The organism is Bacillus sp. LR_5, assembly GCF_042709275.1.
Map to the genome: position 1 here is coordinate 1 of NZ_JAVAXX010000146.1, position 16,034 is coordinate 16,034.

Below are 16,034 nucleotides of genomic sequence, written 5' to 3' on the forward strand. Positions count from 1 at the left end.
ATCACATATAAGCTTCACTTAATCCCGTCTGGAATTTTCTATAAGGATAAAACGTGTGTAATCGGAAACGGAATGGTTGTAGATCCGAAAGCATTAGTCACAGAGCTTGCGTATCTTCATGAGCGTAACGTGAGTACAGATAACCTGAGAATCAGCAACAGAGCTCACGTGATTCTGCCGTATCATTTGAAATTGGATGAAGTGGAAGAAGAGCGTAAAGGGGCTAACAAGATCGGCACAACGAAAAAAGGAATCGGCCCTGCTTACATGGATAAAGCAGCCCGCATCGGAATTCGCATCGCGGATCTGTTAGACCGTGACGCGTTTGCGGAAAAGCTTGAGCGCAATCTTGAAGAAAAAAACCGTCTTCTCGAGAAAATGTACGAGACAGAAGGGTTTAAACTTGAGGATATCTTAGACGAATATTATGAGTACGGCCAGCAGATTAAAAAATATGTTTGCGATACATCTGTTGTCTTAAACGATGCTCTTGATGAAGGGCGCCGTGTATTATTTGAAGGCGCACAAGGGGTTATGCTCGATATCGACCAAGGAACATACCCGTTTGTTACGTCATCTAACCCGGTTGCCGGCGGTGTCACGATCGGTTCTGGTGTCGGCCCAACCAAAATCAAGCACGTTGTCGGTGTATCAAAAGCATATACGACTCGTGTCGGCGACGGTCCTTTCCCGACTGAGCTGAAAGATGAAATCGGCGATCAAATCCGTGAAGTCGGACGCGAATATGGAACAACAACAGGCCGCCCGCGCCGTGTCGGCTGGTTTGACAGCGTTGTTGTCCGCCACGCCCGCCGTGTGAGCGGAATTACAGATCTTTCTCTGAACTCAATTGACGTCCTAACAGGAATTGAAACGTTGAAAATCTGTGTGGCATACCGCTACAAAGGCGAAATCATTGAAGAATTCCCAGCAAGTCTTAAGGCACTTGCTGAATGTGAGCCGGTATATGAAGAAATGCCAGGCTGGACTGAGGATATTACAGGTGCGAAGAGCTTGAGCGAGCTTCCGGAAAATGCGCGCCATTATCTTGAGCGTGTGTCTCAGCTGACAGGCATTCCGCTTTCTATTTTCTCTGTCGGTCCAGACCGCTCACAAACAAATGTCCTTCGCAGTGTGTACCGTGCGAACTAAATAGAATATGTCTGCAAGCCCCTATTTAAGGGGCTTGTTTTTTTGTTTGAAAGCCGCATATAAGTTGGTCTGAGAAAAAAATATGAAAAAAAACCAAAAAAGTTATTGCCACTTCTATTTGTTCGTGATATTATAAATCTCGTTGTTACGGAAACTGCTTCAATAGAGTACAAGATGAGAACTAGATTTAAGTCGTTTGCTCTATAGAAATTCCGACATCTTTAAGAGCCATTAGCTCAGTTGGTAGAGCATCTGACTTTTAATCAGAGGGTCGAAGGTTCGAGTCCTTCATGGCTCACCATTTCGTGAAGGCCCGTTGGTCAAGCGGTTAAGACACCGCCCTTTCACGGCGGTAACACGGGTTCGAATCCCGTACGGGTCATTGATTTACTTTAGCGTTATTGCTAAATTCCTTATTTGTCTGTGAGAGCTGACACGACAGCTCTCCGGGCAATTACTGTAAGGTCCGGTAGTTCAGTTGGTTAGAATGCCTGCCTGTCACGCAGGAGGTCGCGGGTTCGAGTCCCGTCCGGACCGCCATTTTACTTTACTTAGTAGAGAAAAATAAAACATTTGGCTCGGTAGCTCAGTTGGTAGAGCAACGGACTGAAAATCCGTGTGTCGGCGGTTCGATTCCGTCCCGAGCCACTTACCAAACGCATCTGCAATCGTAGGTGCGTTTTTTCTTTTAGGAAAAAGGCAAACATGAGGAGTGTTATAATAGAAGAAAAAGGGAGAACCGGCCCTGCGGCCGGTTCAAAGAAGAAGACGTCATTGATAAAGACGCACTCCGGTGAGGGGAGGTTTCAATAAAGTTATCTTTTTTAAAAAAAGTTGACCAGCATGACAATAGATAAACAACTGGCGATAAAGGTGAAACATGTGTTTTTTTTCTAAACCTTTATTTTTTTTATCTTTTGACCTTAAACCGTTATAATAGACAAGGACCCATTCTTTACATGGGCCATAAGTGATGAAACGAATGTTATATAGATGAAATGAAGTCATTCGGCAGGAGGAAAATCAAAATGATGGATAAAAAGATCCTTGTAGTAGATGATGAAAAACCGATTGCAGATATATTGGAATTTAACTTAAGAAAAGAAGGCTATGAAGTGCACTGTGCCCACGACGGAAACGAAGCCGTTGAAATGGTAGAAGAGCTTCAGCCTGATTTAATTCTTTTAGATATTATGCTCCCGAATAAAGACGGCGTTGAAGTATGCCGTGAAGTCAGAAAGAAATACGATATGCCAATCATTATGCTGACGGCTAAGGATTCAGAAATTGACAAGGTTATCGGGCTTGAAATCGGTGCCGATGACTATGTCACAAAACCATTCAGCACACGCGAGCTCTTGGCGCGTGTAAAAGCGAACCTGCGCCGCCAGCTGACAACAGCGCCTGCGGAGGAGGAGCCTTCCTCTAACGAGATTCATATCGGCTCTCTCGTCATCTTCCCTGACGCGTACGTTGTATCAAAACGAGACGAAACAATCGAATTGACTCATCGTGAGTTCGAATTGCTTCATTATTTAGCAAAACATATCGGACAAGTGATGACCCGTGAACATTTGCTTCAAACCGTTTGGGGCTATGATTATTTCGGCGATGTCAGAACGGTTGACGTAACAGTCCGCCGGCTTCGTGAAAAAATCGAGGATAACCCGAGCCATCCAAATTGGATCGTCACACGCCGCGGTGTAGGTTATTACTTGAGAAACCCAGAACAGGACTAATGCCCATATGAATAAGGTTGGTTTTTTTCGGTCGATCCAATTTAAGATTACCTTGATTTATGTGCTTTTGATTATCATTGCCATGCAAATCATTGGTGTGTATTTTGTCAATCAGGTAGAGAAGTCGCTGATCAGCTCTTATGAACAATCGCTGAATCAGCGAATCGACAACCTTTCTTATTATATCGAACAAGAATATAAGAGCGATAACGACAGCACCGTCATAAAGGATGACGTCAGCCGTATTTTGAATGACTTCACGAAAAGTGATGAGGTTCGGGAAATTAGCTTTGTAGATAAAAGCTATGAAGTGGTCGGTTCTTCAAAGCCGTATGGTGAGGAAGTGGCAGGGAAACAAACGACCGATCTGATTTTCAAAAGAATTTTTTCTACCAAACAGTCGTATTTAAGAAAATATTATGACCCGAAAAGCAAAATCAGAGTTCTTATTTCCGCGAAGCCCGTCATGACTGAAAACCAAGAGGTTGTCGGCGCGATCTATGTTGTCGCGAGTATGGAAGATGTTTTTAATCAAATGAAGACGATCAACACGATACTGGCGTCCGGCACAGGTTTGGCACTTGTTTTGACGGCTCTTCTCGGTATTTTTCTGGCAAGAACCATTACCCACCCGCTTTCAGATATGCGAAAGCAGGCGATGGAGCTTGCGAAAGGGAATTTCTCGAGGAAGGTTAAAAAGTACGGGCATGATGAAATTGGGCAGCTGGCCACAACGTTTAACCACTTAACGAGAGAGCTTGAAGATGCCCAAGCGATGACTGAAGGAGAACGCAGAAAGCTAGCCTCTGTCATTGCTTATATGACAGACGGCGTTATCGCCACAAACCGAAACGGAGCGATTATTCTCTTAAACAGCCCAGCGCTGGAACTGTTGAACGTTTCACGTGAAACAGCCTTAGAAATGCCGATTACGAGTTTGCTGGGGCTTCAAGAGAATTATACTTTTGAAGATTTAGTGGAGCAGCAGGATTCTATGCTGCTTGAAATTGAGCGCGATGATGAATTAACGGTGCTTCGCGTGAATTTCTCTGTGATTCAAAGGGAACACGGCAAAATTGATGGTTTAATCGCTGTCATTTACGATGTAACCGAACAAGAGAAAATGGATCAGGAACGCAGAGAATTCGTTGCGAATGTATCACATGAGCTGCGGACGCCGCTTACGACAATGCGCAGCTATTTAGAAGCGTTAGCTGAAGGCGCGTGGGAAAATAAAGACATTGCTCCGCGCTTCTTAATGGTGACGCAAAATGAAACAGAGCGTATGATCCGACTTGTCAATGATCTGCTTCAGCTGTCGAAATTTGACAGTAAGGATTATCAATTTAACCGGGAATGGATTCAGATTGTCCGGTTTATGTCACTTATTATTGACCGTTTTGAAATGACAAAAGAGCAGCATGTGGAGTTTATCCGCAATCTGCCGGACAGAGATCTGTATGTCGAGATTGACCAGGATAAAATAACGCAGGTGCTCGATAATATTATTTCTAACGCTTTAAAATATTCACCGGAAGGCGGACATGTCACGTTCTCGATTGATGTCAGTGAAGAGGAAGAACTTCTCTATATCAGCGTAAAGGATGAAGGGATCGGCATTCCGAAAAAAGATGTCGAAAAAGTCTTTGACCGCTTCTATAGGGTGGATAAAGCGAGAACGAGAAAGCTTGGCGGCACCGGTCTGGGATTGGCGATTGCCAAGGAAATGGTACAGGCGCACGGTGGAGATATTTGGGCGGACAGCATAGAAGGAAAAGGCACGACGATTACATTTACTCTTCCATATAAAGAGGAACAAGAGGATGATTGGGATGAAGCGTGAAAATATAAAAACGATATTACTTACGGTACTCGTCGTCATCAGTCTTGTTTTTACATGGGGGATATGGACGTTCCAGCCAAACTTTTCTGAAGGCTCATCCTCAACAGAGTCTACTGTTCGTGTGAAACATAAAATCGAAAAAACCACCCAAAAGCTGTCTGAAACGGTAAGGCCAAGGGACATGTTTATCCATGATGACGGCGCTCATTACAAAGTGGATGACAATGCCCTCTATGAAGAAATTTGGTCTGACTTGCCGCATTGGGATGTGAAAGGAATTAAAGATATTTCGGATCAGTATGACAAGGCTGGATTCAAAAGCTGGTTTTATGGAATAGGCGGTTCTGAAGCCAAGCTTGACTTGCAATTCAGCGATACGATTCCGATTGATATTTTCCAAACGCTGTTTAAATGGTCTAATCAGTCGTTTGAATACAGTTCGTTTGACCATATTCTGATCCCGTTCAATGAAACAAAAGCGAACAAGAAAATCTATTTGGTGTCATACAGCAAGCAGCTCATTCTTGAAGTGACGGTTGAATCAGCAAACTACCGGAACATTATGAACGACTTGAAAAACAGGCAATCAAATATGCCGGCGTTCAGTTTGTTCTCCATTGGCTCAAAGAAAGAGTTCTTGCTGCCGAACAAACCGCTTACGATGGACAAAAAAGAATTTGTCACAGAATCGATTAAAACAAATACCTTTAAGCAGGCTTTGTTTAGTGATCCGAGCATTGTAAGAGAAGATTCGAATTACAACAACAGAAATGTGCTGACAGATGGGATCAGCCGGTTAGATGTGAATCTAAGCCAGCGACAGGTGCAATTTCAGCAGCGCAATTTGGTGCAGAGCACATCCTATCAAACAGGTGAATTAATCAAAAAGAGCCAAAAATACCTTGAGGATACCGGAAGCTGGACGGATCACTATCAATTTTTCAATATCAATGACAGCCAGCAGCTGAGCTTCTATATCTTTATGGATCAGATCCCGGTCATTAACAGCACCGCCAAACCTTTCGGAGCGACATCGGCGATTACGGTGCAATGGGCGAATGATGATATTCTCAGCTATAAGCGGCCGAATTACAGTCTCGGAACGAATCCAATTAAAACAAGTGAAATAGAGCTCATGAGCGGCAGCGAAGTGAAGATGCTGCTTTCTAAACAAACCGCTTATGATACGGACAAAATTGATCAGATCTTCCTTGCTTATCAATTGGTATCAACATCAACCAATGATGATCCTCTCGTTGAACTGGAACCGGTTTGGGCGATGAAAGTAAATGGAAAAATTGTGCCGATTACAAAGGATTTATTGAGGAAGGAGGGGGCTAACAGTGGAGTGGAATAAGACAAAATCAATCTTCATCGTTGCCTTCCTCATTTTAGATATTTTCTTAGGCTATCAGTTTTTTCAAAAATGGCAGGCTACCGGCAAAGAATATGAAGTCATTAAAAATGATGTCGAGCATGACATGAAGGCCGATCATATCACGTATGAAGGCTTGAATAAGGAAGCGACAGAAGGCTATCGGATCACGGCAAATCAAAAAGCCTTCACCAAGGAGGAAATTGAGGCGCTGAAGGATCAAAAGCCTTTGATGGACATGCCTAGTGATGATCATAAAGTAACGAGCCTGAAAATGAAGTTTGCAAATCCAATCGCCCTATCAAAGAAGGATATCGAGGACGATGCTCAGGCACTTGTTTCTTCGAAAATTCAAGATGGCGAAAAATATAAGCTTTGGAAGGTTGATAAATCGAAGAAAGAAATTATTTTCTTCCAAACGTACGAAGGTCATTATATTTACCAAAAGACCGACAATCCCGCTAATATGATTGGGCAAGTGGTGCTGCATCTAAACGGTAAAAACGAGGTTGTGTCATACGACCAGACTACGCTTGAGACCTTCAAGCAAATCCAGAAAGAAAGCTTAATTACTGAAATGGATGCGGTTGAGCTATTGTACTATCAAAATCAATTAAAAGAATACAGCACTGTGAAGAGCTGTAAATTCGGCTATGTAGCACAATATCCGCTGACGAGTACGCAGGTGCTGGCGCCGGTATGGAGAATTACGGTCGAGTACGAGAAAAAAGTGAACGGTGAGAAAAAGACAGTACAAGAGTATTTTACTGTGAATGCTTTGGAGAGTACGATTTTAGATACAGATCAATGAAAATAATGGAGTGAGACAAACATGAGCTTGCAATTTAGCGTACTTGCGAGCGGGAGTACGGGAAATGCGTTTTACCTCGAAACAGAGGATCACGCATTTTTAGTGGACGCCGGTTTGAGCGGAAAAGCCATGGATGGGCTGATGGCGCAGATCGGGCGTAAGCTGGATGATGTAGACGGCATTTTTGTGACGCATGAGCATAGTGACCATATTAAGGGCCTTGGTGTCGTCGCCAGAAAGTACAAGCTTCCGATCTATGCGAACGAGAAGACTTGGAAAGCGATGGAGAATCAAATCGGCAAAATTGACACCGATCAAAAGTTTGTATTTCCAATGGAGACGGTAAAGTCGTTCGGCGGACTTGATGTTGAATCGTTTGGCGTCTCCCACGATGCGGCGGAACCGATGTTTTATGTGTTCCATTATAACGGCCGAAAGCTCGCGTTAATGACAGATACGGGATATGTCAGCGACCGAATGAAAGGCATTATCCGTTCAGCGAATGTGTTTGTGTTTGAAAGCAATCACGATGTCGGTATGCTGCAAATGGGAAGATACCCATGGAGCATTAAGCGGCGGATTTTAAGTGACGTCGGGCACGTGTCAAATGAAGATGCTGCCTTGGCGATGACGGATGTCATTGGCGATGAGACGTCTCGTATTTACCTGGCGCATTTGAGCCAGGACAACAACATGAAGGAGCTGGCAAGAATGTCTGTGCAGCAGACATTGGCTTCTAAAGGATTTGTAACGGGTGAGACATTTGACTTATACGACACCGATCCGAAGAAGGCCACTCCGCTTTGCGCTGTATAATTTTTCTATGTAAATCATGACTATTCTAGGAACTTCTAACCCACAATATAACCATATTAACGTTCTTGGAAAGGATGGAATATGGTGGATTACGAACGTGAGGAAGAACATACTACTCCTGAACAGCCAAAGAGAAGCAAAAAAGGATATTTTCTTTCAAGCCTGATTGGCGTGATTGTCGGTGCCGTATTAATGGCGTTTATCATGCCGTACCTTTCAAATGAAGGGCTAGATACGGGCGCTTTAGATCAGCAGCAGAACAATAACGGCCGGGAATCAATCAGGACGGTGAATGTCAGTGTCAACAATACGGTCACCAAGATTGTCAGCAATGTGTCGCCCGCCGTTGTCGGTGTTGTGAACATCCAAAAATCAGATATACGGGGAGAGAGCGGCGAGGCTGGAAGCGGCTCTGGCGTCATCTATAAGAAAAATGACCATTCCGCTTATGTCGTGACCAACCATCATGTCATCGAAGGCGCTTCCCAAATTGAAATCAGCTTGAAAGACGGCTCACGTGTATCAGCTGATCTTGTCGGCAGCGACCAGCTGATGGATCTGGCCGTTTTACGGGTGAAAAGCGATAAAATTAAAGCAGTCGCCGATTTCGGAAATTCAGATAAAGTGAAGTCTGGGGAGCCGGTTATTGCGATCGGGAACCCGTTAGGCCTTGAGTTTGCTGGCTCTGTCACACAAGGCGTCATCTCGGGTACGGAGAGGGCGATCCCAGTAGATTCAAACGGTGATGGACAGCCTGACTGGAACGCAGAAGTCCTGCAAACAGATGCGGCCATTAACCCTGGGAACAGCGGCGGTGCTTTGTTAAATATGGATGGGAAGGTCATTGGCATCAATTCAATGAAAATTGCCGAGTCGGCGGTTGAAGGGATTGGCCTGTCGATTCCATCTAAGCTCGTGATCCCTGTGATAGAGGATTTAGAGAGATACGGAAAGGTCAAACGCCCGTTCCTTGGGATTGAGATGAAATCGCTAAGCGACATCGCAAGCTATCATTGGGATGAAACATTAAAGCTTCCTAAGCATGTTACCAATGGAGCGGTTGTGATGGGTGTAGACGCCTTTTCACCTGCCGGAAAAGCGGGGCTGAAGGAACTGGATGTCATCACGGGATTTGACGGATACAAAGTAAATGATATTGTTGACCTGCGAAAACGGCTTTATCAGAAAAAAGTCGGTGACCGGGTGAAGGTGAAGTTTTACCGCGGCGGAAAAGAAAAATCTGTAGACATCAAGCTGTCCTCCGCAGACCAATTAGGAAGTTAATCAAAACAGTCTGGCATCGTTTGCCAGGCTGTTTTGATATGCAAAAAAACTGAACGGGGGTCACGCCCGTTCAGTTGAAAAGGATATATCGAATATGAAGAAAAATACAAGATGGATGTTACACGTGAAACAGCAGCAAATGGCTGTTAACTGCAAATACCTCCATTCTCAGCATTCACTTTAATGGTTTGTACCGTGTGGTTGCTGGCTGTGATGGTGATGATGTACACATAGGTGCCATTTTCTTTCTTTAATGCAGAAGATGTGACAGTACCTTTGCATTTGTTCAACGCAATGCTTTGTGCTTTTGCTTTTGTGATCGCGGCTTGTTTATGTTCAACGTGATGCTTGACGATTTTTCCGCTGTTGCGGTTAATGTTAAAGGTGTGAATTTTGCCATCCTCACCAAGCACTTTAATGACATAGACATAAACGCCATCTGCTTTCTTCATTTGTGCTGATTGAACTGCGCCTTTGCAGTTCTTTAAAGCGACAGTTTTTGCTTTAGAGAGCGTAATAGAAGCCTGCTGCTGGGTTTGAACTTTAGCAGTGTCTTCTTTATGCAGAACAGCCGCGTGTGCGGATGATAAAGAACTGATTGAAATGATCGCTCCTAAAGCAGCTGCAGAACATATTTTCATATTCATTTGTAGGTCCTCCTTAGAAAAAGAACTGAACGCGGGTCACGCACGTTCAGTTTAAAAGAGTATTTAGAAAAAGGTAGACATGAACTTAGAACTTTGTGTTAAAACAAGACTGGTGTTATACGTTGAATTTCAGTTATTTTACTGCTGGCAGGCAGTTTATTTTATTTGCAAATGCTTCCGTTTTCAGCATTCACTTTCACTGTTTGTTCAGTGTGGTTTTGGGCAGTGATTTTAATCACGTAAACGAATGTGCCGTTTTCTTTCTTCAAATCAGTAGATTTCACTGTGCCTTTGCATTTATTTAGTGCAATTTGATGTGCTTTTGTTTTTGTAACGGCTGCGTTTTTCTTTTGCACTTCTTGTTTTACGATTTTACCACTGTCACAGTTGACATGGATTATATGAGTGCTTCCATCTTCGCCAAGCACTTTGACAACGTAGATGTATGCGCCGTTTTCTTTCTTCAGTTCAGAAGATTGAACTGCGCCTTTGCATTTGTTGAGTGCGATTTGATGCGCTTTTGTTTTAGAAAGATGTGCTTGCTTCTTTTGCTCGTGTTTTGCGACTTTGCTGTTTTCTCCATTGATATGGAACGTGTGAAGGCTTCCGTCTTCACCCATTACTTTTACGACGTAAACGTAAACACCGTTTTCTTGCTTCAGCTCAGAAGATTGAACCGCACCTTTGCAGTTTTTCAAAGCGATCGATTGGGCTTTTGTTTTGCTGATATAGCTTTGTTTCTTTTGAACATCATGTTTCACAACTTTGCCGCTGTTGCAGTTGACGTTCATCGTATGCTGTTTGTCGTCCTCACCGAGAACTTTCACAACATATACGTATGTGCCATTCACTTTCTTCATTTGGGCTGATTGAACAGTACCTTTGCATTTGTTCAAAGCAACCTGTTTTGCCTTTGCTATTGTGATGGAAGCCTGTTGCTTCGTCTCAACCTTCGTTGATGTATCATCCTTTTGAATGACAGCGGCGTGAGCAGAAGTGAAAGAACTGATTGAAATAATCGTTCCCAGTGCAGCTCCTGATAAAACTTTAGTGATATTCATGTGAGATTCCTCCTTTATTTCATTGTTGGCTGTACCAACTAAGGCAATTGTATAGGCCGAAGCTGAAAATCAAATGAGGGCTGGCTGAAAACTTGCTGAATTCAGCTGATTTTTAGGGAAGATTCAGTTTGTTTTCAGGTAAAAACGAATAATAGGAGGGGAAGGGAAAAAACTAATCAGAGGTTTATGCCAACTAAGGAGAGAGCACAGCATGAATAGGATGAAAGGCATCAAGATTTTGCTCGTGGACGATGAACCGGCGATATTAGATTTTTTGACAATGGGTCTTGAAAATGAAGGCTTTGAAGTGAAGACAGCAGCTGACGGAATGACAGCGATGAACACCGTAAAGACATTTCAGCCGCATGTGGCCATCTTGGATGTGATGATGCCCGGAATGGATGGACTGGAAGTATCGAGGATGATGAAAAAAACCGGCCATACCGCGGTTATTATGCTTACGGCCAAGGATGAGGTGGGGGTTCGGGTAAAAGCGCTGACAGAGGGCGCTGATGATTATATGATCAAACCCTTCAGCTTTGAAGAGCTGCTGGCGCGAATCTATGCGAGAATTCGGGATCACTTTCCCAACCTGTTTGAAGAATTCGCGCTCGGTCCGTTTCGAATTGATGATCGGCGCAGAGAAATCCGCTATCAGGAAGAGGTGCTCAAGCTTTCAGCAACAGAATACGAGCTTTTAAAGTTTTTGGTGCTGAATCACGGCCTTGTGCTCAGTAAAGCAAGGATTCTGGATAAAGTATGGGGGTATGATTTTTACGGAGAAGAGAATATTGTTGAAGTGTACATTCGTTCCTTGCGGGAAAAATTGAATGACAAAAAGCATGAAGTGATCCGAACGGTTCGGGGTGCGGGCTATCGGGTGGATATTGAATGAAAAAACGATTCAAAACACTGCGCTTTCAGCTTTTATTCCGTTCATTATGCATTCTCGTTCTTCTATTGGTGTTTGTCGGCGCTATGCAATATGTGTTTGGAAAACGCCTCTTATATGAAAACCGAGCTGTCAGCATTCAAAGTTATATCAACTCAACGGAGCCAACCATCTGGAATAATATTAAAACATACAAAAGCCATCCCGACAGCTCGGAAAAGTCAGATGGTGCTGTCCGTCCCGCCTTTATCTATCCGGGCGTGACCATTGTTTTTATCGATAAGAAAACAAAAGACAGTACGGTATTGTCGACCGATCCATATGCGGGAGCACCGCCAACAGTGAAAAAAAGTGTATATGATGAGGCATTAAAAGATACGATGGCCTTGCATTACAAAATCACGAAAAATGAATCCGGCGAGGAAGTGCTGATTGTGTTTCAGGCTATTACTATTGATGGAAAAGAAGCAGGCGTGATCCAAATGAGTACTTTAACAGAACCACTGAAGGACGTACTGCTCCGGCAAATCAGCATTTATTCCACGCTCTCGCTGGTTGCGCTCCTGCTCGGGCTTTTCACGTTCTTGCCTGTGGTCAGACATACGCTTAAACCGTTATCACAAATGGTACATATGATGGGAGAAATCAATGCAGGAAATTTGAATAAAAGGCTTCCTGTATATCGAAAACAAATGGAAATCGACACGCTCGCTATTTCGTTTAATCGCATGCTGGAGCGGATTGAAACGTCATTTAAAGCAGAAAAAGAGGCGAAGGAGCGCATCCGGCAATTTGTATCAGACGCTTCACATGAATTGAGAACGCCTTTAACGTCCATACACGGCTTTATCGAAGTGCTGCTGCGTGGCGCCGCGCTTCAGCCGGAGCAGAGAGATAGGGCGCTGAATAGTATGTATGAAGAGTCGAAGAGAGCCACTCGGCTGATAGAGGATCTGTTGTTTTTAGCAAAAATTGATCGGGTGCCGAGCTTTGAAATGAAGAGAGGAAATCTCGATGCGCTCATAAGGGAAATGGAGCCGCAGCTCAGTCTGCTTGCAAAAGAAAGAAGGCTGCAGCTGCTGCTTGAGGATGATGCTAAAGCGGTGTTTGACCGGGATAAGATGAAACAGGTCATTCTGAATTTGGTTTATAACGCGGTGCAGTATACAAATGAGAGAACCGGTGCCATCACTATTTCTCTGCAAAAAGGCAGTTCCGGCGTGATGCTGATGATAGCAGACAATGGCACAGGCATCGCGCCGGAGCATTTGCCGCATTTATTTAACCGATTTTACAGGGCAGACCCATCCCGCTCCCGGAAATATGGAGGTTCGGGATTAGGCCTTGCCATAACGAAATCGATTATCGACAGTCACAATGGGACGATTGAAGTGAAAAGTGAAATCGGCAGAGGCACTGTATTTATGATCAGGCTTCCTGCCCCGGATTATTCGTTAGACGAGTGAGAAAATTTCTTCAGCCGATATTGGAGGCTTTGTCTGCTGATGCCAAGCTCCTGAGCAGCTTTCGAGATGTTATGGCCGTGTTTTCTTAACACGTTCTCTATCACATATTTTTCGAAGCTTTCCATTTTTTCTTTTAAGTCCGCGGCTGGCTGGTGTCTTGGTGTTTCCGGCTCAGGGATGTCAGCCGGCTTGATTTTCATGCGGTATTGATAGGGCAGATGGGAAGCCGTAATCGTTTGCTCGTCCGTCATGAAATTCATTGCGCCTTCGATCATATGCTCAAGCTCGCGAATATTTCCCGGCCAGTCATAAGAAAGGAAAAATTGCTTCACGTCATCGCTGATGTGTTCAACATTCATTTGGAATAGATGGTTGTTTTTCTGGATGAACTCCGACGCGAGAAGCAAAATGTCTTCTTTTCGTTCACGAAGCGGCGGGATGATCAGTGTGACGACACTCAGCCTGTAATACAAGTCCTTCCGCATTCGTTCGCCTGCAATTGCATCAATTGGATCTTCATTCATCGTGGCAATAATACGTACGTCAATCGGTGTATCCTTTGTTGAACCGATGCGCCTGATTTTCCGCTCTTGAAGGGCGCGCAGCAGCTTCGCCTGAAGGCTGAGATTCAGCGAGTTGATTTCATCTAACAGCAGCGTCCCGCCGTGGGCTTGTTCAAACAGGCCGGGCTGGTCGACAGCGCCGGTAAACGCGCCTTTTTTCGTCCCAAACAAAATGCTTTCCACAAGGCTGTCTGGCAGTGCCGCACAGTTTTGCGAAATAAACGGGCCGCCAGAACGATCGCTTCCATTATGGATACTTTGCGCGAACAGTTCTTTTCCCGTGCCGGTTTCGCCTGCGAGAAGGACAGATGATGACGTACGGGTTGCCCGCTTGGCGTTTTCGATGACGTCTCGAATGGCCGGACTGGTGCCGAGAATACTGTCAAACGTATAGGTTGTGCTGCCTTTTTTGTTCATATTCTCCCTGATCAGCCGTTCAAGCTTTGTCACATCCTTGGCAATTTCAACGGCGCCCTTGATTTTGCCGTCTTGGACGATGGGATATGTATGATTGATCGTCGTAATTTCCTGGCCTTTATTATTGAAATAGCTCTGTTTGACGTTTTTAATCGTCTTGCCTTCCTGAAGAGCCTGTACCAGTGTGCTGTCCTGCTGCTTTGAAAACATAAACACATCCATCAGGTTTTTATTCAGGACGTCATGCTTCTCCATATCTTCAATCTGCATCATTTTATTGTTATAAACGATTGTGTTTCCATGCTCGTCTACCACGTGCAGGCCAACATCGATTTCATCTAAAATGCTCTGAAAAACCAATGTGAGGAATTCGCTGTCTTTGACCACTGTATGAACCTCCCTCAGTTTTCTTAATATTGCTTCTATTTTATAAAAAAATGGAGAGGATATGCAAAAGAATTTTGCACTTGCTGGAATTTTTGCTCGAAATATCAGAATGTTTTTGCACCTTGTCCTCGAAAATTGTAGAAAACACACGAATTCTTGATTTGGCACAGAACTTGCATTTATATAAAGGGAAAGCAGGATAACATGTTGAAACAGAAAACAAGGGGGAATTCAAATATGCCAGCTTTATCTAAATCCAAAGAAATTATTGATCAGACGTCTCATTACGGAGCCAACAATTATCATCCGCTCCCGATTGTTATTTCTGAAGCGCTGGGTGCTTGGGTAAAGGACCCGGAAGGCAATGAATATATGGATATGCTGAGTGCTTACTCTGCGGTAAACCAGGGGCACAGACACCCGAAAATCATTCAGGCATTAAAGGATCAGGCTGATAAAATCACCCTCACGTCACGCGCGTTTCATAACGATCAGCTTGGGCCGTTTTACGAAAAAACAGCTAAACTGACAGGCAAAGAGATGATTCTGCCGATGAATACAGGAGCCGAAGCGGTTGAATCCGCGGTGAAAGCGGCGAGACGCTGGGCGTATGAAGTGAAGGGCGTAGCTGACAATCAAGCGGAAATTATCGCATGTGTCGGGAACTTCCACGGCCGCACGATGCTGGCGGTATCTCTCTCTTCTGAAGAGGAATATAAACGAGGATTCGGCCCGATGCTTCCGGGAATCAAACTCATTCCTTACGGCGATGTGGAAGCGCTTCGACAGGCCATTACGCCGAATACAGCGGCATTCTTGTTTGAACCGATTCAAGGCGAAGCGGGCATTGTGATTCCGCCGGAAGGATTTTTACAGGAAGCGGCGGCGATTTGTAAGGAAGAGAATGTCTTGTTTATTGCGGATGAAATTCAAACGGGTCTCGGACGTACAGGCAAGACATTTGCCTGTGACTGGGACGGCATTGTTCCGGATATGTATATCTTGGGCAAAGCGCTTGGCGGCGGTGTGTTCCCGATCTCATGCATTGCGGCGGACCGCGAGATCCTAGGCGTGTTTAACCCTGGCTCACACGGCTCAACATTTGGCGGAAACCCGCTTGCATGTGCAGTGTCTATCGCTTCATTAGAAGTGCTGGAGGATGAAAAGCTGGCGGATCGTTCTCTTGAGCTTGGCGAATACTTTAAAAGCGAGCTTGAGAGCATTGACAACCCGGTTATTAAAGAAGTTCGTGGCAGAGGGCTGTTTATCGGTGTGGAATTGACTGAAGCCGCACGTCCGTATTGTGAGCGTTTGAAGGAAGAAGGGCTTTTATGCAAGGAAACGCATGATACAGTCATTCGTTTTGCACCGCCATTAATCATTTCCAAAGAGGATTTGGATTGGGCGATAGAGAAAATTAAGCACGTGCTGCAAAACGCATAAATCCGCACCATGGCGGGATATTCACTTCGTTTGTATAAATTTACAACAGAAAAATCAGCACTCCCTATTTGCTCAGCTACAGTATTTTAGTATAATGTATCTTTATGAGAAGAAGTGAATTTTATATTAAATAGATAA

13 protein-coding genes, 4 tRNA genes and 1 pseudogene are annotated in these 16,034 nt (G+C 44.3%); 15 read left to right on the forward strand and 3 right to left on the reverse strand.

Annotation, left to right across the window (positions count from 1 at the left end; all coding sequences use genetic code 11):
- The 12 genes and pseudogenes from purA to RAC86_RS23350 form a co-directional block, all read left to right on the forward strand.
- A partial coding sequence (gene purA, locus RAC86_RS23295; RefSeq protein WP_377886067.1) for an adenylosuccinate synthase occupies positions 1 to 1,152 on the forward strand: 1,152 nt, incomplete at its 5' end.
- A gap of 225 nt (positions 1,153 to 1,377) precedes the next feature.
- Positions 1,378 to 1,453 (forward strand) — tRNA-Lys (locus RAC86_RS23300).
- A 9-nt stretch (positions 1,454 to 1,462) separates the two neighbouring features.
- Positions 1,463 to 1,534 (forward strand) — tRNA-Glu (locus RAC86_RS23305).
- Between the two features lie 81 nt (positions 1,535 to 1,615).
- Positions 1,616 to 1,692, forward strand: a tRNA-Asp gene (locus RAC86_RS23310).
- Between the two features lie 35 nt (positions 1,693 to 1,727).
- Positions 1,728 to 1,800: transfer RNA gene (locus RAC86_RS23315), tRNA-Phe, on the forward strand.
- Positions 1,801 to 2,183: 383 nt separating this feature from the next.
- Positions 2,184 to 2,891, forward strand: a complete 708-nt coding sequence (gene walR, locus RAC86_RS23320) for a cell wall metabolism DNA-binding response regulator WalR (RefSeq protein WP_003244363.1) — start codon at positions 2,184 to 2,186, stop codon at positions 2,889 to 2,891.
- A 7-nt stretch (positions 2,892 to 2,898) separates the two neighbouring features.
- A complete protein-coding gene (walK, locus tag RAC86_RS23325) occupies positions 2,899 to 4,734 on the forward strand; it encodes a cell wall metabolism sensor histidine kinase WalK (protein WP_160245417.1) in 1,836 nt (611 codons plus the stop codon).
- The gene (gene walH / locus RAC86_RS23330) at positions 4,724 to 6,091 is read left to right on the forward strand and encodes a WalRK two-component regulatory system regulator WalH (RefSeq protein WP_046161103.1); all 1,368 of its coding nucleotides are present in this window, start codon (positions 4,724 to 4,726) and stop codon (positions 6,089 to 6,091) included. Before walK ends, walH begins: the two co-directional genes overlap by 11 nt.
- Positions 6,078 to 6,920 (forward strand): WalRK two-component regulatory system regulator WalI, encoded by an 843-nt coding sequence (walI, locus tag RAC86_RS23335; RefSeq protein WP_046161072.1) that lies wholly within the window; start codon positions 6,078 to 6,080, stop codon positions 6,918 to 6,920. The genes walH and walI overlap by 14 nt, the downstream gene beginning before the upstream one ends.
- Before the next feature lie 21 nt (positions 6,921 to 6,941).
- Positions 6,942 to 7,736, forward strand: coding sequence for an MBL fold metallo-hydrolase (locus RAC86_RS23340; protein ID WP_003226939.1), 795 nt, complete (start codon positions 6,942 to 6,944; stop codon positions 7,734 to 7,736).
- 81 nt (positions 7,737 to 7,817) lie between these two features.
- On the forward strand, positions 7,818 to 9,020 hold the full coding sequence (gene htrC, locus RAC86_RS23345) for a serine protease HtrC (RefSeq protein ID WP_003226941.1): 1,203 nt from the start codon (positions 7,818 to 7,820) through the stop codon (positions 9,018 to 9,020).
- A gap of 20 nt (positions 9,021 to 9,040) precedes the next feature.
- Positions 9,041 to 9,170, forward strand: a pseudogene (locus RAC86_RS23350) (hypothetical protein).
- Here RAC86_RS23350 and RAC86_RS23355 read toward each other — a convergent pair.
- Both RAC86_RS23355 and RAC86_RS23360 read right to left on the reverse strand, forming a co-directional pair.
- The gene (locus RAC86_RS23355) at positions 9,167 to 9,667 is read right to left on the reverse strand and encodes a PepSY domain-containing protein (protein ID WP_003226943.1); all 501 of its coding nucleotides are present in this window, start codon (positions 9,665 to 9,667) and stop codon (positions 9,167 to 9,169) included. The pseudogene RAC86_RS23350 and the gene RAC86_RS23355 overlap by 4 nt on opposite strands.
- A 161-nt stretch (positions 9,668 to 9,828) precedes the next feature.
- Positions 9,829 to 10,728: a PepSY domain-containing protein gene (locus tag RAC86_RS23360; RefSeq protein WP_225722168.1), complete on the reverse strand. Its 900-nt coding sequence runs from the start codon at positions 10,726 to 10,728 to the stop codon at positions 9,829 to 9,831.
- A 211-nt stretch (positions 10,729 to 10,939) separates the two neighbouring features.
- Here RAC86_RS23360 and RAC86_RS23365 point away from each other — a divergent pair, with 211 nt between their 5' ends.
- Together RAC86_RS23365 and RAC86_RS23370 are read left to right on the forward strand one after the other, a co-directional pair.
- Positions 10,940 to 11,623 carry a response regulator transcription factor gene (locus RAC86_RS23365; protein ID WP_024573086.1) on the forward strand — a complete coding sequence of 228 codons (684 nt, stop codon included), beginning with the start codon at positions 10,940 to 10,942 and terminating at the stop codon, positions 11,621 to 11,623.
- Complete coding sequence (locus RAC86_RS23370) at positions 11,620 to 13,086, forward strand: sensor histidine kinase (protein ID WP_377886068.1); 1,467 nt, start codon at positions 11,620 to 11,622, stop codon at positions 13,084 to 13,086. Before RAC86_RS23365 ends, RAC86_RS23370 begins: the two co-directional genes overlap by 4 nt.
- Here RAC86_RS23370 and rocR read toward each other — a convergent pair.
- Positions 13,068 to 14,453, reverse strand: coding sequence for an arginine utilization regulatory protein RocR (gene rocR, locus RAC86_RS23375; RefSeq protein WP_033882757.1), 1,386 nt, complete (start codon positions 14,451 to 14,453; stop codon positions 13,068 to 13,070). The two genes, RAC86_RS23370 and rocR, sit on opposite strands and share 19 nt — an antisense overlap.
- A gap of 237 nt (positions 14,454 to 14,690) precedes the next feature.
- On the opposite strand from rocR, the gene rocD reads away from it, so the two are divergent.
- Positions 14,691 to 15,896, forward strand: coding sequence for an ornithine aminotransferase (gene rocD / locus RAC86_RS23380; protein ID WP_033882758.1), 1,206 nt, complete (start codon positions 14,691 to 14,693; stop codon positions 15,894 to 15,896).
- Positions 15,897 to 16,034: the final 138 nt, after the last annotated feature.

What these genes read in the sequence shown, in the direction of transcription:
- walR (WP_003244363.1), top strand. Translation starts at nt 2,184, where the DNA reads ATGGATAAAAAGATCCTTGTAGTAGATGATGAAAAACCGATTGCAGAT.
- walK (WP_160245417.1), top strand. Translation starts at nt 2,899, where the DNA reads ATGAATAAGGTTGGTTTTTTTCGGTCGATCCAATTTAAGATTACCTTG.
- walH (WP_046161103.1), top strand. Translation starts at nt 4,724, where the DNA reads ATGAAGCGTGAAAATATAAAAACGATATTACTTACGGTACTCGTCGTC.
- RAC86_RS23340 (WP_003226939.1), top strand. Translation starts at nt 6,942, where the DNA reads ATGAGCTTGCAATTTAGCGTACTTGCGAGCGGGAGTACGGGAAATGCG.
- htrC (WP_003226941.1), top strand. Translation starts at nt 7,818, where the DNA reads ATGGTGGATTACGAACGTGAGGAAGAACATACTACTCCTGAACAGCCA.
- RAC86_RS23355 (WP_003226943.1), bottom strand. Translation starts at nt 9,667, where the DNA reads ATGAATATGAAAATATGTTCTGCAGCTGCTTTAGGAGCGATCATTTCA.
- RAC86_RS23360 (WP_225722168.1), bottom strand. Translation starts at nt 10,728, where the DNA reads ATGAATATCACTAAAGTTTTATCAGGAGCTGCACTGGGAACGATTATT.
- RAC86_RS23365 (WP_024573086.1), top strand. Translation starts at nt 10,940, where the DNA reads ATGAATAGGATGAAAGGCATCAAGATTTTGCTCGTGGACGATGAACCG.
- RAC86_RS23370 (WP_377886068.1), top strand. Translation starts at nt 11,620, where the DNA reads ATGAAAAAACGATTCAAAACACTGCGCTTTCAGCTTTTATTCCGTTCA.
- rocD (WP_033882758.1), top strand. Translation starts at nt 14,691, where the DNA reads ATGCCAGCTTTATCTAAATCCAAAGAAATTATTGATCAGACGTCTCAT.